Source organism: Paracoccus sp. MA (genome assembly GCF_020990385.1).
Taxonomy (GTDB): Bacteria; Pseudomonadota; Alphaproteobacteria; order Rhodobacterales; family Rhodobacteraceae; genus Paracoccus.
Genome location: NZ_CP087597.1, coordinates 1,143,459 through 1,159,285 on the forward strand (window position 1 = coordinate 1,143,459; position 15,827 = coordinate 1,159,285).

The 15,827-nt window shown below is 67.6% G+C and carries 13 protein-coding genes; 3 read left to right on the forward strand and 10 right to left on the reverse strand.

Features of this window, described 5'->3' with window-relative positions; genetic code table 11:
• Positions 1–84: 84 nt before the first annotated feature.
• Entirely contained in the window at positions 85–1,032 is a 948-nt protein-coding gene (gene lipA, locus LOS78_RS05760; protein ID WP_028711375.1) for a lipoyl synthase, read from the reverse strand.
• A 141-nt stretch (positions 1,033–1,173) separates the two neighbouring features.
• On the opposite strand from lipA, the gene LOS78_RS05765 reads away from it, so the two are divergent.
• On the forward strand, positions 1,174–1,722 hold the full coding sequence (locus tag LOS78_RS05765; RefSeq protein WP_230376074.1) for a peroxiredoxin: 549 nt from the start codon (positions 1,174–1,176) through the stop codon (positions 1,720–1,722).
• 72 nt (positions 1,723–1,794) lie between these two features.
• Here LOS78_RS05765 and LOS78_RS05770 read toward each other — a convergent pair whose 3' ends face one another.
• The gene (locus LOS78_RS05770; protein ID WP_230376076.1) at positions 1,795–2,979 is read right to left on the reverse strand and encodes a DUF6456 domain-containing protein; all 1,185 of its coding nucleotides are present in this window, start codon (positions 2,977–2,979) and stop codon (positions 1,795–1,797) included.
• 212 nt (positions 2,980–3,191) lie between these two features.
• Here LOS78_RS05770 and LOS78_RS05775 point away from each other — a divergent pair, with 212 nt between their 5' ends.
• Positions 3,192–3,527 carry a DUF6477 family protein gene (locus LOS78_RS05775; RefSeq protein WP_230376078.1) on the forward strand — a complete coding sequence of 112 codons (336 nt, stop codon included), beginning with the start codon at positions 3,192–3,194 and terminating at the stop codon, positions 3,525–3,527.
• Here LOS78_RS05775 and LOS78_RS05780 read toward each other — a convergent pair.
• A complete protein-coding gene (locus LOS78_RS05780) occupies positions 3,514–5,097 on the reverse strand; it encodes a helicase HerA-like domain-containing protein (protein WP_230376082.1) in 1,584 nt (527 codons plus the stop codon). The two genes, LOS78_RS05775 and LOS78_RS05780, sit on opposite strands and share 14 nt — an antisense overlap.
• Before the next feature lie 507 nt (positions 5,098–5,604).
• On the opposite strand from LOS78_RS05780, the gene LOS78_RS05785 reads away from it, so the two are divergent.
• Positions 5,605–6,354 (forward strand): invasion associated locus B family protein, encoded by a 750-nt coding sequence (locus LOS78_RS05785; protein WP_230376085.1) that lies wholly within the window; start codon positions 5,605–5,607, stop codon positions 6,352–6,354.
• 74 nt (positions 6,355–6,428) lie between these two features.
• Here the strand turns inward: LOS78_RS05785 and LOS78_RS05790 are convergent, their stop codons facing one another.
• The 7 genes from LOS78_RS05790 to LOS78_RS05820 form a co-directional block, all read right to left on the reverse strand.
• Entirely contained in the window at positions 6,429–7,973 is a 1,545-nt protein-coding gene (locus LOS78_RS05790; protein WP_230376087.1) for a DegQ family serine endoprotease, read from the reverse strand.
• A gap of 213 nt (positions 7,974–8,186) precedes the next feature.
• Entirely contained in the window at positions 8,187–8,438 is a 252-nt protein-coding gene (locus tag LOS78_RS05795) for a hypothetical protein (protein ID WP_028711382.1), read from the reverse strand.
• A 62-nt stretch (positions 8,439–8,500) separates the two neighbouring features.
• Entirely contained in the window at positions 8,501–12,118 is a 3,618-nt protein-coding gene (locus LOS78_RS05800; protein ID WP_230376089.1) for a vitamin B12-dependent ribonucleotide reductase, read from the reverse strand.
• Between the two features lie 404 nt (positions 12,119–12,522).
• Positions 12,523–13,095 carry a 5-formyltetrahydrofolate cyclo-ligase gene (locus LOS78_RS05805; RefSeq protein ID WP_230376090.1) on the reverse strand — a complete coding sequence of 191 codons (573 nt, stop codon included), beginning with the start codon at positions 13,093–13,095 and terminating at the stop codon, positions 12,523–12,525.
• Positions 13,092–14,477, reverse strand: coding sequence for a magnesium transporter (gene mgtE, locus LOS78_RS05810; protein ID WP_028711385.1), 1,386 nt, complete (start codon positions 14,475–14,477; stop codon positions 13,092–13,094). The genes LOS78_RS05805 and mgtE overlap by 4 nt, the downstream gene beginning before the upstream one ends.
• A gap of 67 nt (positions 14,478–14,544) precedes the next feature.
• A complete protein-coding gene (locus LOS78_RS05815) occupies positions 14,545–15,360 on the reverse strand; it encodes an inositol monophosphatase family protein (protein WP_028711386.1) in 816 nt (271 codons plus the stop codon).
• 84 nt (positions 15,361–15,444) lie between these two features.
• Complete coding sequence (locus LOS78_RS05820; RefSeq protein ID WP_028711387.1) at positions 15,445–15,804, reverse strand: helix-turn-helix domain-containing protein; 360 nt, start codon at positions 15,802–15,804, stop codon at positions 15,445–15,447.
• Between the last annotated feature and the right edge of the window lie 23 nt (positions 15,805–15,827).

Genomic DNA, 15,827 nt, shown 5'->3' on the forward strand with positions numbered 1-15,827 from the left:
TTTTGAATCCGCTGCGTCTACCATTCCGCCACTCGGGCCTTCCGTCATTCGCCTAAGGCGCAATGCCGGCTTTTGCAAGCCCCTTCAGGCCCGGCCCAGCTTGGCCAAGCGGGCGTCGCGCAGCCGGGCGAAATCGTCGCCGGCATGATAGGACGAACGCGTCAGCGGCGTCGCCGAGACCATCAGGAATCCCTTGCCATAGGCAGCTTTTTCGTAGCCCTTGAACTCCTCGGGGGTGACAAAGCGGTCCACGCGGTGATGCTTGGACGTCGGCTGCAGATATTGCCCGATGGTGATGAAATCCACATCGGCGGCGCGCATGTCGTCCATGACCTGCAGCACGCCCTGGCGATCCTCGCCCAGGCCCACCATGATGCCCGACTTGGTGAACATGCCGGGATCCAGCTCCTTCACCCGCTGCAAGAGCCGCAGGCTGTGGAAATAGCGCGCGCCGGGGCGGACCGTGGGATAAAGGCCGGGCACCGTTTCGAGATTGTGGTTGAATACGTCGGGCCGCGCCTCGACCACGATCTCCAGCGCGCCGGGCTTCGACTTGAGGAAGTCGGGCGTCAGCACCTCGATGGTCGAGGCGGGCGAGCGGTGGCGGATCGCGCGGATGGTCTGGGCGAAATGCTCGGCCCCGCCGTCATCGAGGTCGTCGCGGTCCACCGAGGTGATGACGACATGCTTCAGCCCCAGCTTCTGCACGGCATGGGCGACGCGGCCCGGCTCGAACGCGTCGAGCGCGTTGGGCTTGCCGGTCATCACGTTGCAGAAGGAACAGCCGCGGGTGCAGATCTCGCCCATGATCATCATGGTGGCGTGGCCCTGGCTCCAGCATTCGCCGACATTGGGGCAGCCGGCCTCTTCGCAGACGGTCGAGAGGCGGTTGGTGCGCAGGATGTCGCGGGTGTCCTTGTATCCCTGGCTGGTCGGCGCCTTGACGCGAATCCAGTCCGGCTTTTTCGGCTGGGGCTGGTCGGGACGGTGGGCCTTTTCGGGGTGGCGCAGAACCGGGGGCATATCCGCCATTTCGGCATCCTTTGCTGGGGTCAGCCGAACTTAAGGGTTTTCCCGGTCTTGATCAACGCCAATGCGGGGTGCATGTATGACGCTTCGATGCCGCGACGCAGCATCGAAACGAGGGAGGAGTGGATGAGGAAAGGACCAAGGATGAAACAAGGCGATCTGCTTCCCGACGTGACCTTCCGGACCCGTGTCCGCGACGAATCGATCGCGGGGCCGAACCCCTATTGCTGGCAGGACATGACCACGGCCGACTATTTCAGGGGCAAGCGCGCGGTGCTGTTCTCGCTGCCCGGCGCCTTCACGCCCACCTGCTCGACCTATCAGCTGCCGGGCTTCGAGAAGGCCGCCGCCGAGATGACCGAGCTGGGCATCGACGCCATCTACTGCCTGTCGGTGAACGACAGTTTCGTGATGAACCAATGGGCGAAGTCCCAGAACCTGCAGCATGTCGGGGTGATCCCGGACGGTTCGGGCGAGTTCACCGAAAAGGTCGGTATGCTGGTGCGCAAGGACAATCTGGGCTTCGGCGCCCGCAGCTGGCGCTATGCCGCCATCGTCAACGACGGCCGCGTCGAGGCCTGGTTCGAGGAGCCCGGCCGCATGGACGACTGCCCCGAGGACCCCTATGGCGCCAGCGCCCCGGAAGCGGTTCTGGACTGGCTGCGCGCCAATCCCGCCAAGGCCGCGGCCTGATCGGGAATCGCAGGCCGCAAACGCGAAAGGGCGCCGCCGGGGCGCCCTTTTTCATGGCCCTGACCGGATCGGCTATCCGATCAGCGGCGCGCCCGAGCCATAGGTCTCGCGGTAGTGGCGTTCCAGCCGCATCAGGCCAAGGCGCAGCACGATCTTGCCCGAACGGGCCGACCAGCCCAGCCGCCGCTCGGTCATCTCGATGCCTTCGAGAAAGCAGCAGACCCGCAGGCACATGTCGCCCATGCCCGGGCCCAGCTCGCGCAGCGCGGCGGCGACGCGGTTGCGCGCCCCTTCCGAACCGCCGCCATGGGCGGCCGAGACGCGCGAGACATCGACCCCGGCAGTCAGGAACCGGTCCCAGTTCTGGGTGATGCGCGGGCCCATCTGCGCCAGCTCGAAATCCTCGCGCAGGCGTTCGCCGGCCGCGACCAGTTCGGGCGCGAGGAAGGGACGGCCGTCCGGCTCGCGCCGCCGGGCCAGCATCAAGAGCGGGCTTTCGGCGATGTTGACGCGGGCGCGGCGGCGGCGGCCGTCCTCGGGATCGGTGATCTCGCGTTCTTCCCAAGTGCGGTGGCGGTCGGCATGGGTGAAGCCGGCGGGGGCTTCGGCGCATCCCCCCGGCTGGGGGGCGCCCGGGCCGGGACCGACCGGATCGGCCATGACGAAATCCTCGCCCCGCGGCAGGGCATTGCTGCGCCGGGCGGCCAGCATCGCCCGCAGCGCCTCGCGTCCCTGCGCCGAGATGGCATAGCGGCTGACCCGCCCCTGCCCGACAAGCTGCACCCAGGCGCGGATCGCCATATGCTCGGCCAGCTCGCGGTCCAGGATGGCGGTGCGGATGTCGTCGCGCACGACGATGGCCTTGTCCATGCCCTCGGCCACGACCAGCTGCGCCCCCGGCTCGGCCAGCCGGCGCAGGATGCGGGTGATCTGCTTCATGCCCGTCTGCCCCGGCGCGACCAGGGCGTGGCTCTTGCGATTGCCCGCGGCGCGTTCCACCGCGCGATCGACCAGCGGATCGTCGCGGCGCGCTTCGAAGCGGCGGATGCGGCGCAGGATGGTGGAGGCATGGCAGCCCGTCTCGCGCGCCAGGGCGCGGATCGACTCGCCGCCCTCGACATGGCGCAGGTAAAGCTTCAGGTCGCTGTCCTCGGGCTGGGGATCGGGCGGATTGCAGGCCGTGGCGTCGATGCCGGCGGGCAGGGCGGCAATCAAGGCGTCCGGGGCGAAATCTCCCGTCAAAATCGTCATGGTCATTCCTTCGCTTCCTGCAGACGAGCGGGCAGATGCTCGCCCATGGGTTGTCTCCCGTCCCTGTCCACCGGAACGGGATCAGGTCGAGATGCGGCAGTATTTGCTAAGAATTCCTAAAGATTCCTTGCTGCGGCGCGCGCAGTTCGGCCCTGCGGCGCAACACACGTTCAGGTTGCAGATAATCCCCCCGGAACCAGCTGACGGGGAAAATCGCCATGACGATGATGAGCAATGTGATTGCCTTCCAGCCGCGCCCGGCCCAGCCGCATCTGCGCCGCCCGCGCCTGCTGGTGCGGGCCGCGCGGGCGGGCCTTCAGGGCTGGAGCCGCAAGCGCGACCTGCGCCGGGTGCTGAAATGCGAGGCTCTGCCCGCCGCCGGCTCGGCCCTTGCCCGGCTGCGCGCCGAAGAAGAACGCCTGGAAATGGCCCGGCGCCAGGGCCAGGCCGGCTATGACATGCATCGCCACATCATGCTGCTGATCGCGATCCTGGCCGAGACGGCCGAAGCCGCCGGGGCCGCGACCTGCCCGGCGCCGCTTACTTGCCCCTGAACAGCGAGCCCAGAACGCCGCGCACCAGCGCCTGCCCGGTCTTGGTGCCCAGCTGCCGGGCCAGGCTCTTGCCGAAGGTCGTGGCAATCGAATCGCTGTTCGAGCGGCGGGCGCGCGGCTTGGGCTCGGCCGGGAGCCGGGCGGCGGGATCGTAGCGACGGCCGCGGGCATGCTCGCGGTCCATCTTCCAGAGGTCGTCGTCCAAGCCTCCGGCCCCTGCCCCCGGCCCGGTGCTGGCGCTCGCGGCCGCGGCCTCGGCGCGCTTGGCCAGGATCTCGGCCGCCGATTCCCGGTCGAGCGGCGTGCCGTATTTCAACGCCATGGGCGAGGCGGCGTTGATCGCCGCGCGCTCGGTATCCGGGATCGGACCGAGTTGCGACAGCGGCGGGCGAATCAGCGTGCGCTGCACGATGCCCGGCACGCCCTTGGCCTCCAGAAGCGAGGTCACCGCCTCGCCGGTGCCGACGGCCTGGATCGCCTCGGCCGTGTCGAAATCCGGATTCGCGCGATAGTTCTGCGCCGCCAGCCGCAGCGCCTTCTGGTCCTTGGCGGTAAAGGCGCGCAGCGCGTGCTGCACCCGGTTGCCCAGCTGGCCCAGCACCGATTCCGGCAGGTCGGCCGGGTTCTGGCTGATGAACCACAGGCTGACGCCCTTGGACCGGATCAGCCGCGCCACCTGCTCGATCTTGTCCACCAGCGCCGGCGGCGCGTCGTCGAACAACAGATGCGCTTCGTCGAAGAAAAAGGCGATCTTCGGCTTGTCCGGGTCGCCGACCTCGGGCAGCTGCTCGAACAGCTCGGCCATCAGCCAAAGCAGGAAGGTCGCGTAAAGGCGCGGCGCGTTCATCAGTTTCTCGGCCGAGAGGATGTTGATCATCCCCTTGCCCGAGGCGTCCAACCGCATCATGTCCGCAAGTTCCAGCGCCGGCTCGCCGAACAGCAAGCCGCCGCCCTCGTTCTCCAGCACCATGAGCGCGCGCTGGATGGCGCCCACCGAGGCGGTCGAGACATTGCCGTATTTCAGCGACAGGTCCTTGGCGTTCTGCCCGACCCAGACCAGCATGGCCTGCAGGTCCTTGAGATCCAGCAGCGCCAGCCCCTCCTCGTCGGCGACGCGGAAGGCGATGTTCATCACCCCCTCCTGCGCATCGCTCAGCCCCATCAGCCGCGAGAGCAGCAGCGGCCCCATCTCGGCCGGGGTGGTGCGGACCGGGTGGCCGCGCTGGCCCCAGATGTCCCAGAAGGTGACGGGAAAGGCCTGGTAGTCCAGGGCGACGCCGATCTGCTCGGCGCGGCTGAGAAAGCTCTCGTGCAGCTTGCCCTCGGCCAGGCCCGGCTTGGCGATGCCGGCCAGGTCGCCCTTCACATCGGCCATGAAGACCGGCACCCCGGCGCGCGAGAACGATTCGGCCAGCGTCTGCAAGGTCACCGTCTTGCCGGTCCCCGTCGCTCCGGCGATCAGCCCGTGGCGGTTGGCGTATTTCAGCAGCAGCAGCTGCGGCGCCGCGTAATCCGCGCCGCCTCCGCCCACGAAGACCGTTCCGGCGTCCAGATCGACGATTTCTGTCATTTTTCCTCCTCGGATCGGCAAAAAAGCGCGGGCTTGGGACGAAAGGACAATACAACCGTAACGATTTTGTGCCAGTCTGTTCCTTGCCGGACCCCGCATCGGCGGATGGCCGGCTTCCTCCCTGTTGGACTGCCGCGCCTTCGGGCGCGGCATTTTTTCGCCGCGGATGCCTGCGATCTGCCCAGTTCACGGCCTTGTCGCGCCGATGTCATCATTGACGTTTAGGACAGTTGACGGCTTCCCTCGCTGGCTCTAGCCTTCGGCGCAATGATGACCGGCCAGTCCGGCAGGGAAGGTAAGCATGGGGACCCGGGGCGGCTGTCTTACGCTCCGGGTCCCTCGCTTCTGCGGCCTCGCCCCTGCCGTTCCGCGCGACCCTGGGCCTTGCCGCGCATCTTCCAACCCATCTTCCAACGCAAAGGTGACGGCGTGCGATGCGATCCGCCCTGACAAGCCAGCATGCGCATGTTAGGACCGGGGCCGATGCATGGACCAAAGGAAGAGAACATGGTCAACAGGACGTCCGCGGCACTGATCGCCGCCCTCTTCACCCTGGCGGGCACCACCAGCGTGATGGCGCAAGACGCGAGCACCGAGACCCCGGCCCAGCCAGCCGCCGAAGCCCCCGCGGCCGAAGCGCCCGCCCCTGCCACCCCGGAAGCCGAGGCGCCGGCCGCCGCCGAAGCTGAAGCCGAAGCTGCGCCGGAAGCCGCCGCCGAGGGCGAGACGCAGGTCGGTCAGCCCTATGCCAGATCGACGCATGGCGACTGGACCCTGCGCTGCATGAAGACGCAGGAGGGCAACGATCCCTGCGAGCTTTACCAGCTACTCAAGGACCAGAACGATTCGCCGGTGGCCGAGGCCTCGGTGATCCCGATGAGCGGCAACGTTCAGGCCGTCATCACCTTCATCGCGCCGCTGGAAACCGACCTTCAGGCCGGGCTGGGCCTGCAGGTCGATGCCGCCAAGGAATCGCGCTATCCCTTCATGCTCTGCGCGCCGGTCGGCTGCATCTCGCGCATCGGCCTGGCGGATGCCGAACTGGGCCCGTTGAAAAAGGGCAACAAGGCCACCGTCTCGGTCCTGCCCTTCGGCGCGCCGAAAGAGCAGCTGGTCAAGCTGGACCTGTCGCTCAAGGGCTTTACCGCCGGCATGAACGCGCTGGTCGAGGCAAACAAGAACCTCGCCGCCGCACCGGCCGCCGCACCGGCTGAGGCCCCGGCCGAGGCTCCGGCCGAGGCGCCCCAGCAGCAGTAAGCCGAAACGGCAAGGGGCGCCGCCGGCGCCCCCTTCGCATCGGGCCGGGTCACTCCCGGCCCTTTTTCATGCGCTCATTCGACCGGCAGGGCGACGAAGCGCGGCTCGCCGGCGCGGCGCACCATGACCAGGATGGACTTGCGCCCGGCCTCGCGCGCCTCCTTGATGCGCGCCTCCAGATCGGCCAGCGTGGCCACCGGCTGCTGGCCCGCCTCGGTGATCACGTCGCCGGCGACCAGGCCCTTGTCCGAGGCGGCGCCGGCCGGATCGACCGATTGCACCACCAGCCCCTGCATGTCGCGCGACACCCCAAGCTCGCCTGCGATCTCCGGCGTCAGCGGCGCCAGTGTCATGCCCATCAGGTCGCTCGCGGCCTCTTCGGCGCTGTCCACCTTGCCGCTGCCGGTGCCCTCGGCCAACTCGCGCCGGCCCAGCGTCACCTGCAGCTCGACCGGCTTGCCGTCGCGCTGCACCACGACATCGACCGCCTCGCCCACCGGCGCGTCGGCCACCCGGCGCACCAGGTCGCGCGGGTCCTTGACCTCGCCGCCGGCGAAGCTGGTGATCACGTCGCCGGCCTTCATCCCGGCATCGGCGGCGGGACCGGCCGGCACATCGGTGACCATGGCGCCCCGGGCGTCGGCCAGGCCCAGCGATTCGGCGATGTCGTCGGTCACCGGCTGGATCTTGACGCCCAGCCAGCCGCGCCGCGTCTCGCCAAAGGCCTCGAGCTGCTCGACCACCTTGCTGACCACGTTCGAAGCCATCGAGAAGCCGATGCCGATCGAGCCGCCATTCGGCGACAGGATCGCGGTGTTCACGCCGATCACCTCGCCGTCCATGTTGAAGAGCGGCCCGCCGGAATTGCCCCGGTTGATCGCCGCATCGGTCTGGATGAAATCGTCATAGGTGCCCGACAGCGCCCGGTTGCGGGCCGAGACGATCCCGGTCGAGGCCGAGAAGCCCTGCCCTAGCGGGTTGCCAAGCGCCAGCACCCAGTCGCCCACCCGCGCCTGGTCGCTGTCGCCGAACTTGACGAAGGGCAAGGGCTCGGGGCTTTCCACCTTGAGCACGGCGACATCGGTCTTGTCGTCCTTGCCGATCACCTTGGCCGGCAGCCGCTGGCCCGAGAAGAATTCGACCTCGATCTCGTCGGCGCCGTCGATGACGTGATTGTTGGTCACGATCAGCCCCTCGGGCGAGACGACGAAGCCCGAACCCAGCGCGTTCGAGCGCTGCTCGCGCTGCGGCCCGCGCTGGAAGGGGTTGTCCTCGCCGGGGGGGAAGCCGGGAAAGCCGAATTCGCGGAACAGGTCGCTGAACGGGCTGCCTTCGGGCAGCTGCGGCCCGCGGGCCAGAGGCGTCGAGACCGTCGAGGTGGTGGTGATGTTCACGACCGCCGGGCTGACCTGCTCGACCAGATCGGCAAAGCTTTCCGGCATGACCCGCTGCTGGCGGGCCTGGCTTTCGGGCGCGGTCAGCGGCTGGTTGTTGTTCGCCGCCTCCTGCGCGGACTGGGCCGCGGGCGCCCCCGGCTCTTGCGCGATGGCGGGCGACAGCGCCAGCAGCAGCGCAAGACCCGAAGCGGTCAGAAGATGGCGGGACGAAGGTCTGTTCATCTGGATTGTCTCCTTCCAGGCCGGGGCGGAGATGCCGGCACCCCGGCAATATGCTCATGTTCAAGGGGATTTTCGACCCCGTTGCAAATGAACCACGCTCGCAAAGGATGAACTGATCGTGACTTGCGGGCAATGCCGGGCGCAGGGGCCGGAACATGAAAAAAGTTCCGCGGCCCGAGGGACGCGGAACAGGTTTCATCGCAGCGATGATCTTCAGTTCAGCCGCGCGGCCTCGCCGGCGCAAAGCAGCGTGACGAGGGTCGAGGCGCCGCGCATCTCGATCCCCGCCACGTCCATCGGCCGGCGGTCCAGCTCGCCGCCCAGGATCTCGATCCGGCCCGCGCCGTGAAAGGCGGCATCCAGCAGCGACAGGACCGCATCGCCGCGCAGCTCGGCCTCGACCCCGCCGGGGATCGGGTGAATGGCGGCGGGGGTGATGCGCCGCACGCCGACGAGCAGTTCCATGGCTTGCCCTTTCGTTTCGGGAAGGCCCGGCCGCACCATGCGCCCGGACCCGGGGGCCCGCTTCAGCTGCAGCCGCTGGTCGCGCCGCAGGTGTTGCACTTCATGCAGGTGCCGTTGCGGACCAGCGTGTAATTGCCGCATTCGCCGCAGGGATCGCCCTCATAACCCTGCATCCGGGCCTTGGCACGCGCATCCAGGGTGACGACGCCCACCGCAGCCGCACCCTCCGCCGTCGAAACCGCCGCGACCGAGACCCCGGATTGCAGCGCCACCAGATCCTGCGGCAGGCGCTTGCGCAAATAGCCGGTCGAGCTGATCTGCCGCAGCATCTCCAGCGAACGCGAGGCGCCTTCGCTGACCGGGGCGAGATTGGGCTGGCTTTCGCTCTCGCCGCCGCCCAGATCGTCGAAGCGCGCGCCCTGCGGCTTCACATGTGCCAGATCGGTGCGGTCCAGATAGGAAACCGCCAGCTCGCGGAACACGTAATCGAGGATCGAGGTCGCATTCTTGATGCTGTCATTGCCCTGCACCATGCCCGCCGGCTCGAAGCGGGTAAAGGTGAAGGCGTCGACGAACTCCTCCAGCGGCACGCCGTATTGCAGGCCCACCGAGACGGCGATGGCGAAATTGTTCATCATCGCCCGGAAGCCCGCGCCTTCCTTGTGCATGTCGATGAAGATCTCGCCCAGCTTGCCGTCGTCATATTCGCCGGTGCGCAGATAGACCTTGTGCCCCCCGATGATCGCCTTCTGGGTATAGCCCTTGCGGCGCTGCGGCAGCTTCTCGCGATGGCTGCGCACCGCCTCCTTGACGATGATCTTCTCGACCACCTTCTCGGCGACGACCGCGACCTTTTCCTGCAGGCTGCCGCTGGCCAGGATCTCCTCGGCCTCCTCGTCATCCTCGACCAGCGCCGAGGCCAGCGGCTGCGACAGCTTAGAGCCGTCGCGGTAAAGCGCATTGGCCTTGATGCCCAGGGACCAGCTCAGCTCATAGGCGGCCAGCGCATCGGCGATGCTGGCGCTGTTCGGCATGTTGATGGTCTTGGAGATCGCGCCCGAAATGAAGCTCTGCGCCGCCGCCATCATGCGGATATGGCTGTCAACCGACAGGTAGCGGGTGCCCTTCTTGCCGCAGGCATTGGCGCAGTCGAAGACCGGGTAGTGCGCAGGGTCCAGATGCGGCGCGCCCTCCAGCGTCATGGTGCCGCAGACATGGTCGTTCGCCGCGTCGATCTGCGCCCGGGTGAAGCCCAGATGCCGCAGCAGGTCGAAGCCGGGGTCGTTCAGCTTCTCGGCCGGGATGCCCAGGGTCTCGCGGCAGAAGGCCTCGCCCAGCGTCCACTGGTTGAAGACGAAGCGGATGTCGAAGGCCGAGGCCAGCGCCGCATCGATCTTTTCCAGCTCGCGCGGACCGAAACCGTGGCCGATCAGGCTGGCATGGTTGATGCCCGGGCAATTGCCAAGGCTGGCATGGCCCACGGCATAGGCGATGATCTCCTCGATCTGCGCCGAGCCATAGCCCAGCGTCTCCAGCGCCGCCGGGACCGAGCGGTTGATGATCTTGAAATAGCCGCCGCCGGCCAGCTTCTTGAACTTCACCAGCGCGAAATCGGGCTCGATGCCGGTGGTGTCGCAATCCATCACCAGCCCGATGGTCCCCGTGGGCGCGATCACCGTCGCCTGGGCGTTGCGGAAGCCGTGCTCCTCGCCCAGGGTCAGCGCCTCGTCCCAGGCGCCCTGCGCCAGCGCCACCAGCCGCGGGTCGGGGCAGTTCGCAGCGTCCAGCTCGACCGGGCGGACGTTCACGCCCTCATAGGCGCCGGTGCCATGCGCCGCGGCGCGGTGGTTGCGGATCACCCGCAGCATGTGGCGAGCGTTCTTCTTGTAGCCGGGGAACGGCCCCAGCTCGGCCGCCATCTCGGCCGAGGTGGCATAGGCCACGCCGGTCATGATCGCGGTCAGCGCCCCGCAGAGCGCCCGGCCCTGCTCGCTGTCATAGCCCAAGCCCATGTTCATCAGGAGGCCGCCGATATTGGCATAGCCCAGGCCCAGCGTGCGGAAATCGTAGCTGCGCTGCGCGATCTCCTTGCTGGGGAACTGCGCCATCAGCACCGAGATCTCCAGCGTGACGGTCCACAGCCGGCTGGCATGGACATAGCCGTCGGCGTCGAATTCCTTGCCGTCCCAGAAGGTCAGCAGGTTCATCGAGGCCAGGTTGCAGGCCGTGTCGTCCAGGAACATGTATTCGCTGCACGGGTTCGAGGCCCGGATCGGCCCGTGGTCCGGGCAGGTATGCCAGGCGTTGATCGTATCGTGGAACTGGATGCCCGGATCGGCGCAGGCCCATGCGGCATGGCCTATCTGATCCCAGAGCGCACGCGCCGACACGGTCTTCGCCACCGTGCCGTCGGTGCGGCGCACCAGTTCCCAGGGCAGGTCGTCGCGGACCGCGCGCAGGAAGGCATCCGTCACCCGCACCGAGTTGTTGGAATTCTGCCCCGAGACCGAGACATAGGCTTCCGAGTCCCAATCGGTATCATAGGTCGGAAACTCAATCGAATCAAAGCCCTGGCGGGCGTATTGCAGAACCCGGTTGACATAGGTCTCCGGGATCATGCTGCGCTTGGCGGAACGGATCGCCGATTTCAGCGCCGCGTTCCGGGCCGGGTCGGTGGCATCCTCGATGCTGCCGTCCCAGCCGCGGATCGCGGCGAAGATCTCGTTCAGCTTCCGTTCGTGCATCTTGGAGCCGGCCACCAGCGAGGCGACCTTCTGCTCTTCGATGACCTTCCAGTTGATGAACTGCTCGATGTCGGGGTGATCCATGTCGCAGATCACCATCTTTGCCGCGCGCCGGGTCGTTCCGCCCGATTTGATCGCGCCGGCTGCGCGGTCTCCGATCTTCAGGAAGCCCATGAGCCCCGAAGATTTCCCGCCGCCCGACAGTTTCTCGCCCTCCCCTCGAAGGGACGAAAAATTGGTGCCCGTGCCCGAGCCGTATTTGAAAAGCCGCGCCTCGCGGACCCAGAGGTCCATGATGCCGCCCTCGTTCACCAGGTCGTCGCTGACCGACTGGATGAAGCAGGCATGCGGCTGCGGATGCTCATAGGCGCTGTCCGACTTGACCAGCTTGCCGGTCTTGTAATCGACATAGAAATGGCCCTGCGACGGTCCGTCGATGCCATAGGCCCAGTGCAGTCCGGTATTGAACCATTGCGGGCTGTTCGGCGCCCCCATCTGCGCCGCCAGCATGAAGCGCATCTCGTCGTAATAGGCACGGGCGTCTTCTTCGTTCGAAAAATACCCGCCCTTCCAGCCCCAATAGGCCCAGGCGCCGGCCAGCCGGTCGAAGACCTGCCGGGCGCTGGTCTCGCCGCCATAGCGCGCCTCCTCGGGAAGCCCGGCCAGCGCCTCCTCGTCGGGAACCGAGCGCCACAGGAATTCCGGCACGCCCTTCTCCTTGACGCGCTTGAGCCGCGCCGGCACGCCGGCCTTGCGGAAATATTTCTGGGCGATGACGTCCGAGGCCACCTGGCTCCAGCCCTGCGGCACCTCCACCGCCTCGTTGCGGAAGACGATCTTGCCGTCGGGGTTGCGGATCTCGCTGGTGGTGGTGGTAAAGGAAAGCGCGCCGTAAGCCCCGCTTTCGGCCGTGGTAAAGCGCCGTTCGATCCGCATGCCCTGACTGTCCCCCGTCATCCGCGCCCCGGACCGCGCAGCCGGTCCGCCGCCGCCCGCGCCGCAAGGCACGGGTCCGGCAGCCGGATCGCCCGGCACCCCGAAAGCTTATTTCCTGATCTCTGCCCCTTGCCGCCGAACCGGATCGGATGTCGGGAAGGACACAAGATCTGGTGGCGCCACCGGCCTGGGCCACAAATTGACCCGAGAGATGACGCTTTTCAACATAAAATTTTGCTGGACAGCAGCGTCGAAACAGACCCTCGGCCAGGGGCGGGGATTCGCTGCAAGTGCATTGTTAACAACTGGCAAATCCCGACAAAAGCCGAAAAGCCAAGCGATCTGGCAAGGTTCCCCGCCGCCGCTCACGCGGTTTCCACAGGCTTATCCCCAGCCGCCGGGCGTCAGGGTTGCAAATTTGTTCCCAAACTCGCGCAATGCGATTTTTCCGGCTGCGGCAGGATGACACCCCCATCGGTGACGATCAGGTCCAGCGGCTGGTCGGTCGGCTCGGCGGGGATGGCGCGAATCTCCTGCACGGCATAGGCCAGCCCGATGGCCACGACCGGCGCCCCGGCGCGCAGCTGCGCCAGCGTCCGGTCGTAGAAGCCGCCGCCATAGCCCAGCCGATGGCCCGCCCGGTCGAAGCCGGCCAGCGGCACGATCAGCACCTCGGGGCGCAGCACCGGCGAATCGGCCGGCGGGTGGCTGGTGCCGAATCGCCCGGGTTCAAGCCGCCCGTCCCAGGCACGGAATTCCAGCGGCTGCGCCGGCCCGATCACCACCGGCAGGCAGACCGGGCCGTCATGGATCGCCATGGCCGGGTGCGGATCGGCCTCGCCGCGCATCGGCCAGTAGCCGGCGAGCACCTTGCCGCGATGCGGTGCCAGCGCCGCCGTCAGGTTCCGGGTCAGCGCGGCATCGTCGCCGCCCTGCACCCGCGCCACCAGCGCCTGCTGCCGCAAGGCGGCCTTCATATCAGGATCCACGTCGCCAGCCCCAGAAATGCAAAGAATCCCATCATGTCGGTCATGGTGGTGACGAATGTTCCGGATGCCAGTGCCGGATCCAGTCCCAGCTTGCTCAGGCCCAGCGGCACCAGCACCCCGCCCATGGCCGCAACGATCTGGTTGGCGATCATCGCCATGCCCAGCACCAGACCGATCTGCAGATTGCCCAGGATGAACGTTCCGGCCAGGGTCAGCAGCACGGCCAGTCCCAACCCGTTCAGCAGCCCCGCCACCAGCTCGCGCAAGATCACGCGGCGGGCATTGGCCCTGGTCAGCTCGCGCGTGGCCAGCGCCCGCACCGCCACGGCCAGCGACTGCGTGCCGGCGATGCCGCCGGTCGAGGCGACGATGGGCATCAGCGCCGCCAAAATCACAAGCTGCGCCAGCGTGGATTCGAAGCGCGAGATCACCAGCGCGGAAAGCGAGGCGGTGCAAAGGTTGATCACCAGCCAGGGCAGCCGCTGGCGCGCGGTCTGCAAGGGACCGTCCGAAACATGGCTCTCGTCCGAGACGCGGGCCATGCGCAGAAAGTCCTCCTCATGCTCCTCGTCCAGCACGGACATGGCGTCGTCGATGGTGATGACCCCGACCAGCCGGTCGTCGTCGTCCACGACCGGGGCCGAGATCAGGTGATACTTGTTGAAGGCATAGGCCACGTCGCCCTCGTCCTGGCGGGCCGAGATGGTGCGGAAGCTGTCCTCGGCGATGTCGCGCAGGGGCACATGGCGGCGCGAGGCCAGCAGCTTGCCCAGCGTGACATAGCCGGTCGGGTGGCGGCGCGGATCGACCAGCACGACGTGATAGAACTGGTCGGGCAGCCATTCCTCGGCACGCAGGAAGTCGATGGTCTCGCCCACGGTCCAGTGCTCGGGCGCCGTGACCACCTCGGACTGCATGAGGCGGCCGGCCGAATATTCCGGCCAGGTCAGCGAGCGTTCGACGGCGGCCCGGTCGGATTCGTCCAGCGCCGCCAGGATCGCCTGCTGCTCGGGCGCCTCCATATCCTCGATCAGGTCGACGACGTCGTCGCTGTCCATCTCGCGCACGGCTTCGGCCACCACCTCGTGCGGCAGCTGCTCGATCACCTCCTCGCGGATGGATTCGTCGATCTCGGACAGGATCTCGCCGTCGATCTCGCCGGAATAGAGCTGCAGGAACTCGCGCCGCCGGGCCGGAGTCAGCTGCTCGATCAGGTCGGCGATATCGGCGGCGTGCATCGGTTCGAGCAGCCCGTCCAGCGCCGGGCCGTCGGCCTCGTCTATGGCCCTGTTGATCGCGTCGATATCCCGCCGGCTCAGCTGGAAATCGGCTTCCGAGGTCTCGGTCTCGGCGTCGCGCGGCTCGGTCATCGGCAGGCTCCTCTCGGAGTTCGGGGCTGGACGGTTAGCGGCACCATAGGGGCCTTGCGGACGGGCCTCAATCGCCCTTCAGAAGCGTTAGCGCCTCAGCGTGCAATTCCTGTGAACCCGCGGCGAGGATGGTGCCGCCGCCATGCGCGGGACCGCCCTGCCAGTCGGTCACCACGCCGCCCGCCGCCTGCACCACCGCTATCGGCGCGACCACGTCATAGGGCTGCAACCCCGCCTCGATCACCAGATCGACATGGCCGGCGGCAAGCAGCGCATAGGCGTAGCAGTCCAGCCCGTGGCGGACCAGCCGCGCCCGGGCCGCGACCCGCGAAAAGGCGGCGTGCTCGGCGGGGCTGCCGACCTCGGGATAGGTGGTCATCAGCGTGGCCTGGGCCAGAGCGACGCCCTGCCGCGCCCGAAGCGGCACCGTCCCCGCGCGCGAGATCAGCCGGGCATGGCCCAGCCCGCCCTCGAAACGCTCGTCCAGATGCGGCTGATCGACGATGCCGTAGATCGGCCCCCGCGCGTCGCTGACCCCGATCAGCACGCCCCAGCTCGGCGCCCCCGCCATGAAGGCGCGGGTGCCGTCGATGGGATCAAGAACCCAGCTCAGGCCGCTTTGTCCGTTCTGGACACCGTATTCCTCGCCCAGGATGCCATCCTCGGGGCGCTCGGCGGCCAGGATGGCGCGCATGGCGCGCTCGCTGGCCCGGTCGGCTTCGGTCACCGGGTCGAAGCCGGTGGCGGATTTGTTGTCGGGCCGCAGCGCCGGGCTGCGGAACAGGCTCAGCGTCTCGACGCGCGCGGCATCGGCCAGGCGATGCGCCACGGCCACGATCCGCTCAGCCTCCTCGACGGGAATGGTCTTGTTCGCGCTTGTCATCGCCTGCCCCCGCAGTTCTGCCTCGGGCGCAGGTTTAGCCGCTGCGTCCCGCAAGCGAAAGCCTGGGAACGGCGGCGGTCCGGCTCAGGCCGCGTCCGAAAGCACGCGGGCCAGTTCGAAGATCTGGCGCCGCTGGGCCTCGGGCATGGCGTAATAGGCGCGGACCAGCTGCAGCGCCTCCTTGTCGGCAAGGATGTCGCCCTCGACCGTGTTCTGCACATGGCCGTCCTCGAGCCCCTCGAAGAAGAAGCTGACGGGCACATCCACCGCCTGCGCGATGTCCCAAAGCCGCGAAGCCGAGACGCGGTTCATCCCGGTCTCGTATTTCTGGATCTGCTGGAACTTGATCCCGACCTTCTCGGCAAGCTGCTGCTGCGTCATGCCGATCATCCATCGGCGATGACGGATCCGCTTTCCGACATGGACATCCACGTTATGTTTCATGGTAACACCTCACTCAATCTAAA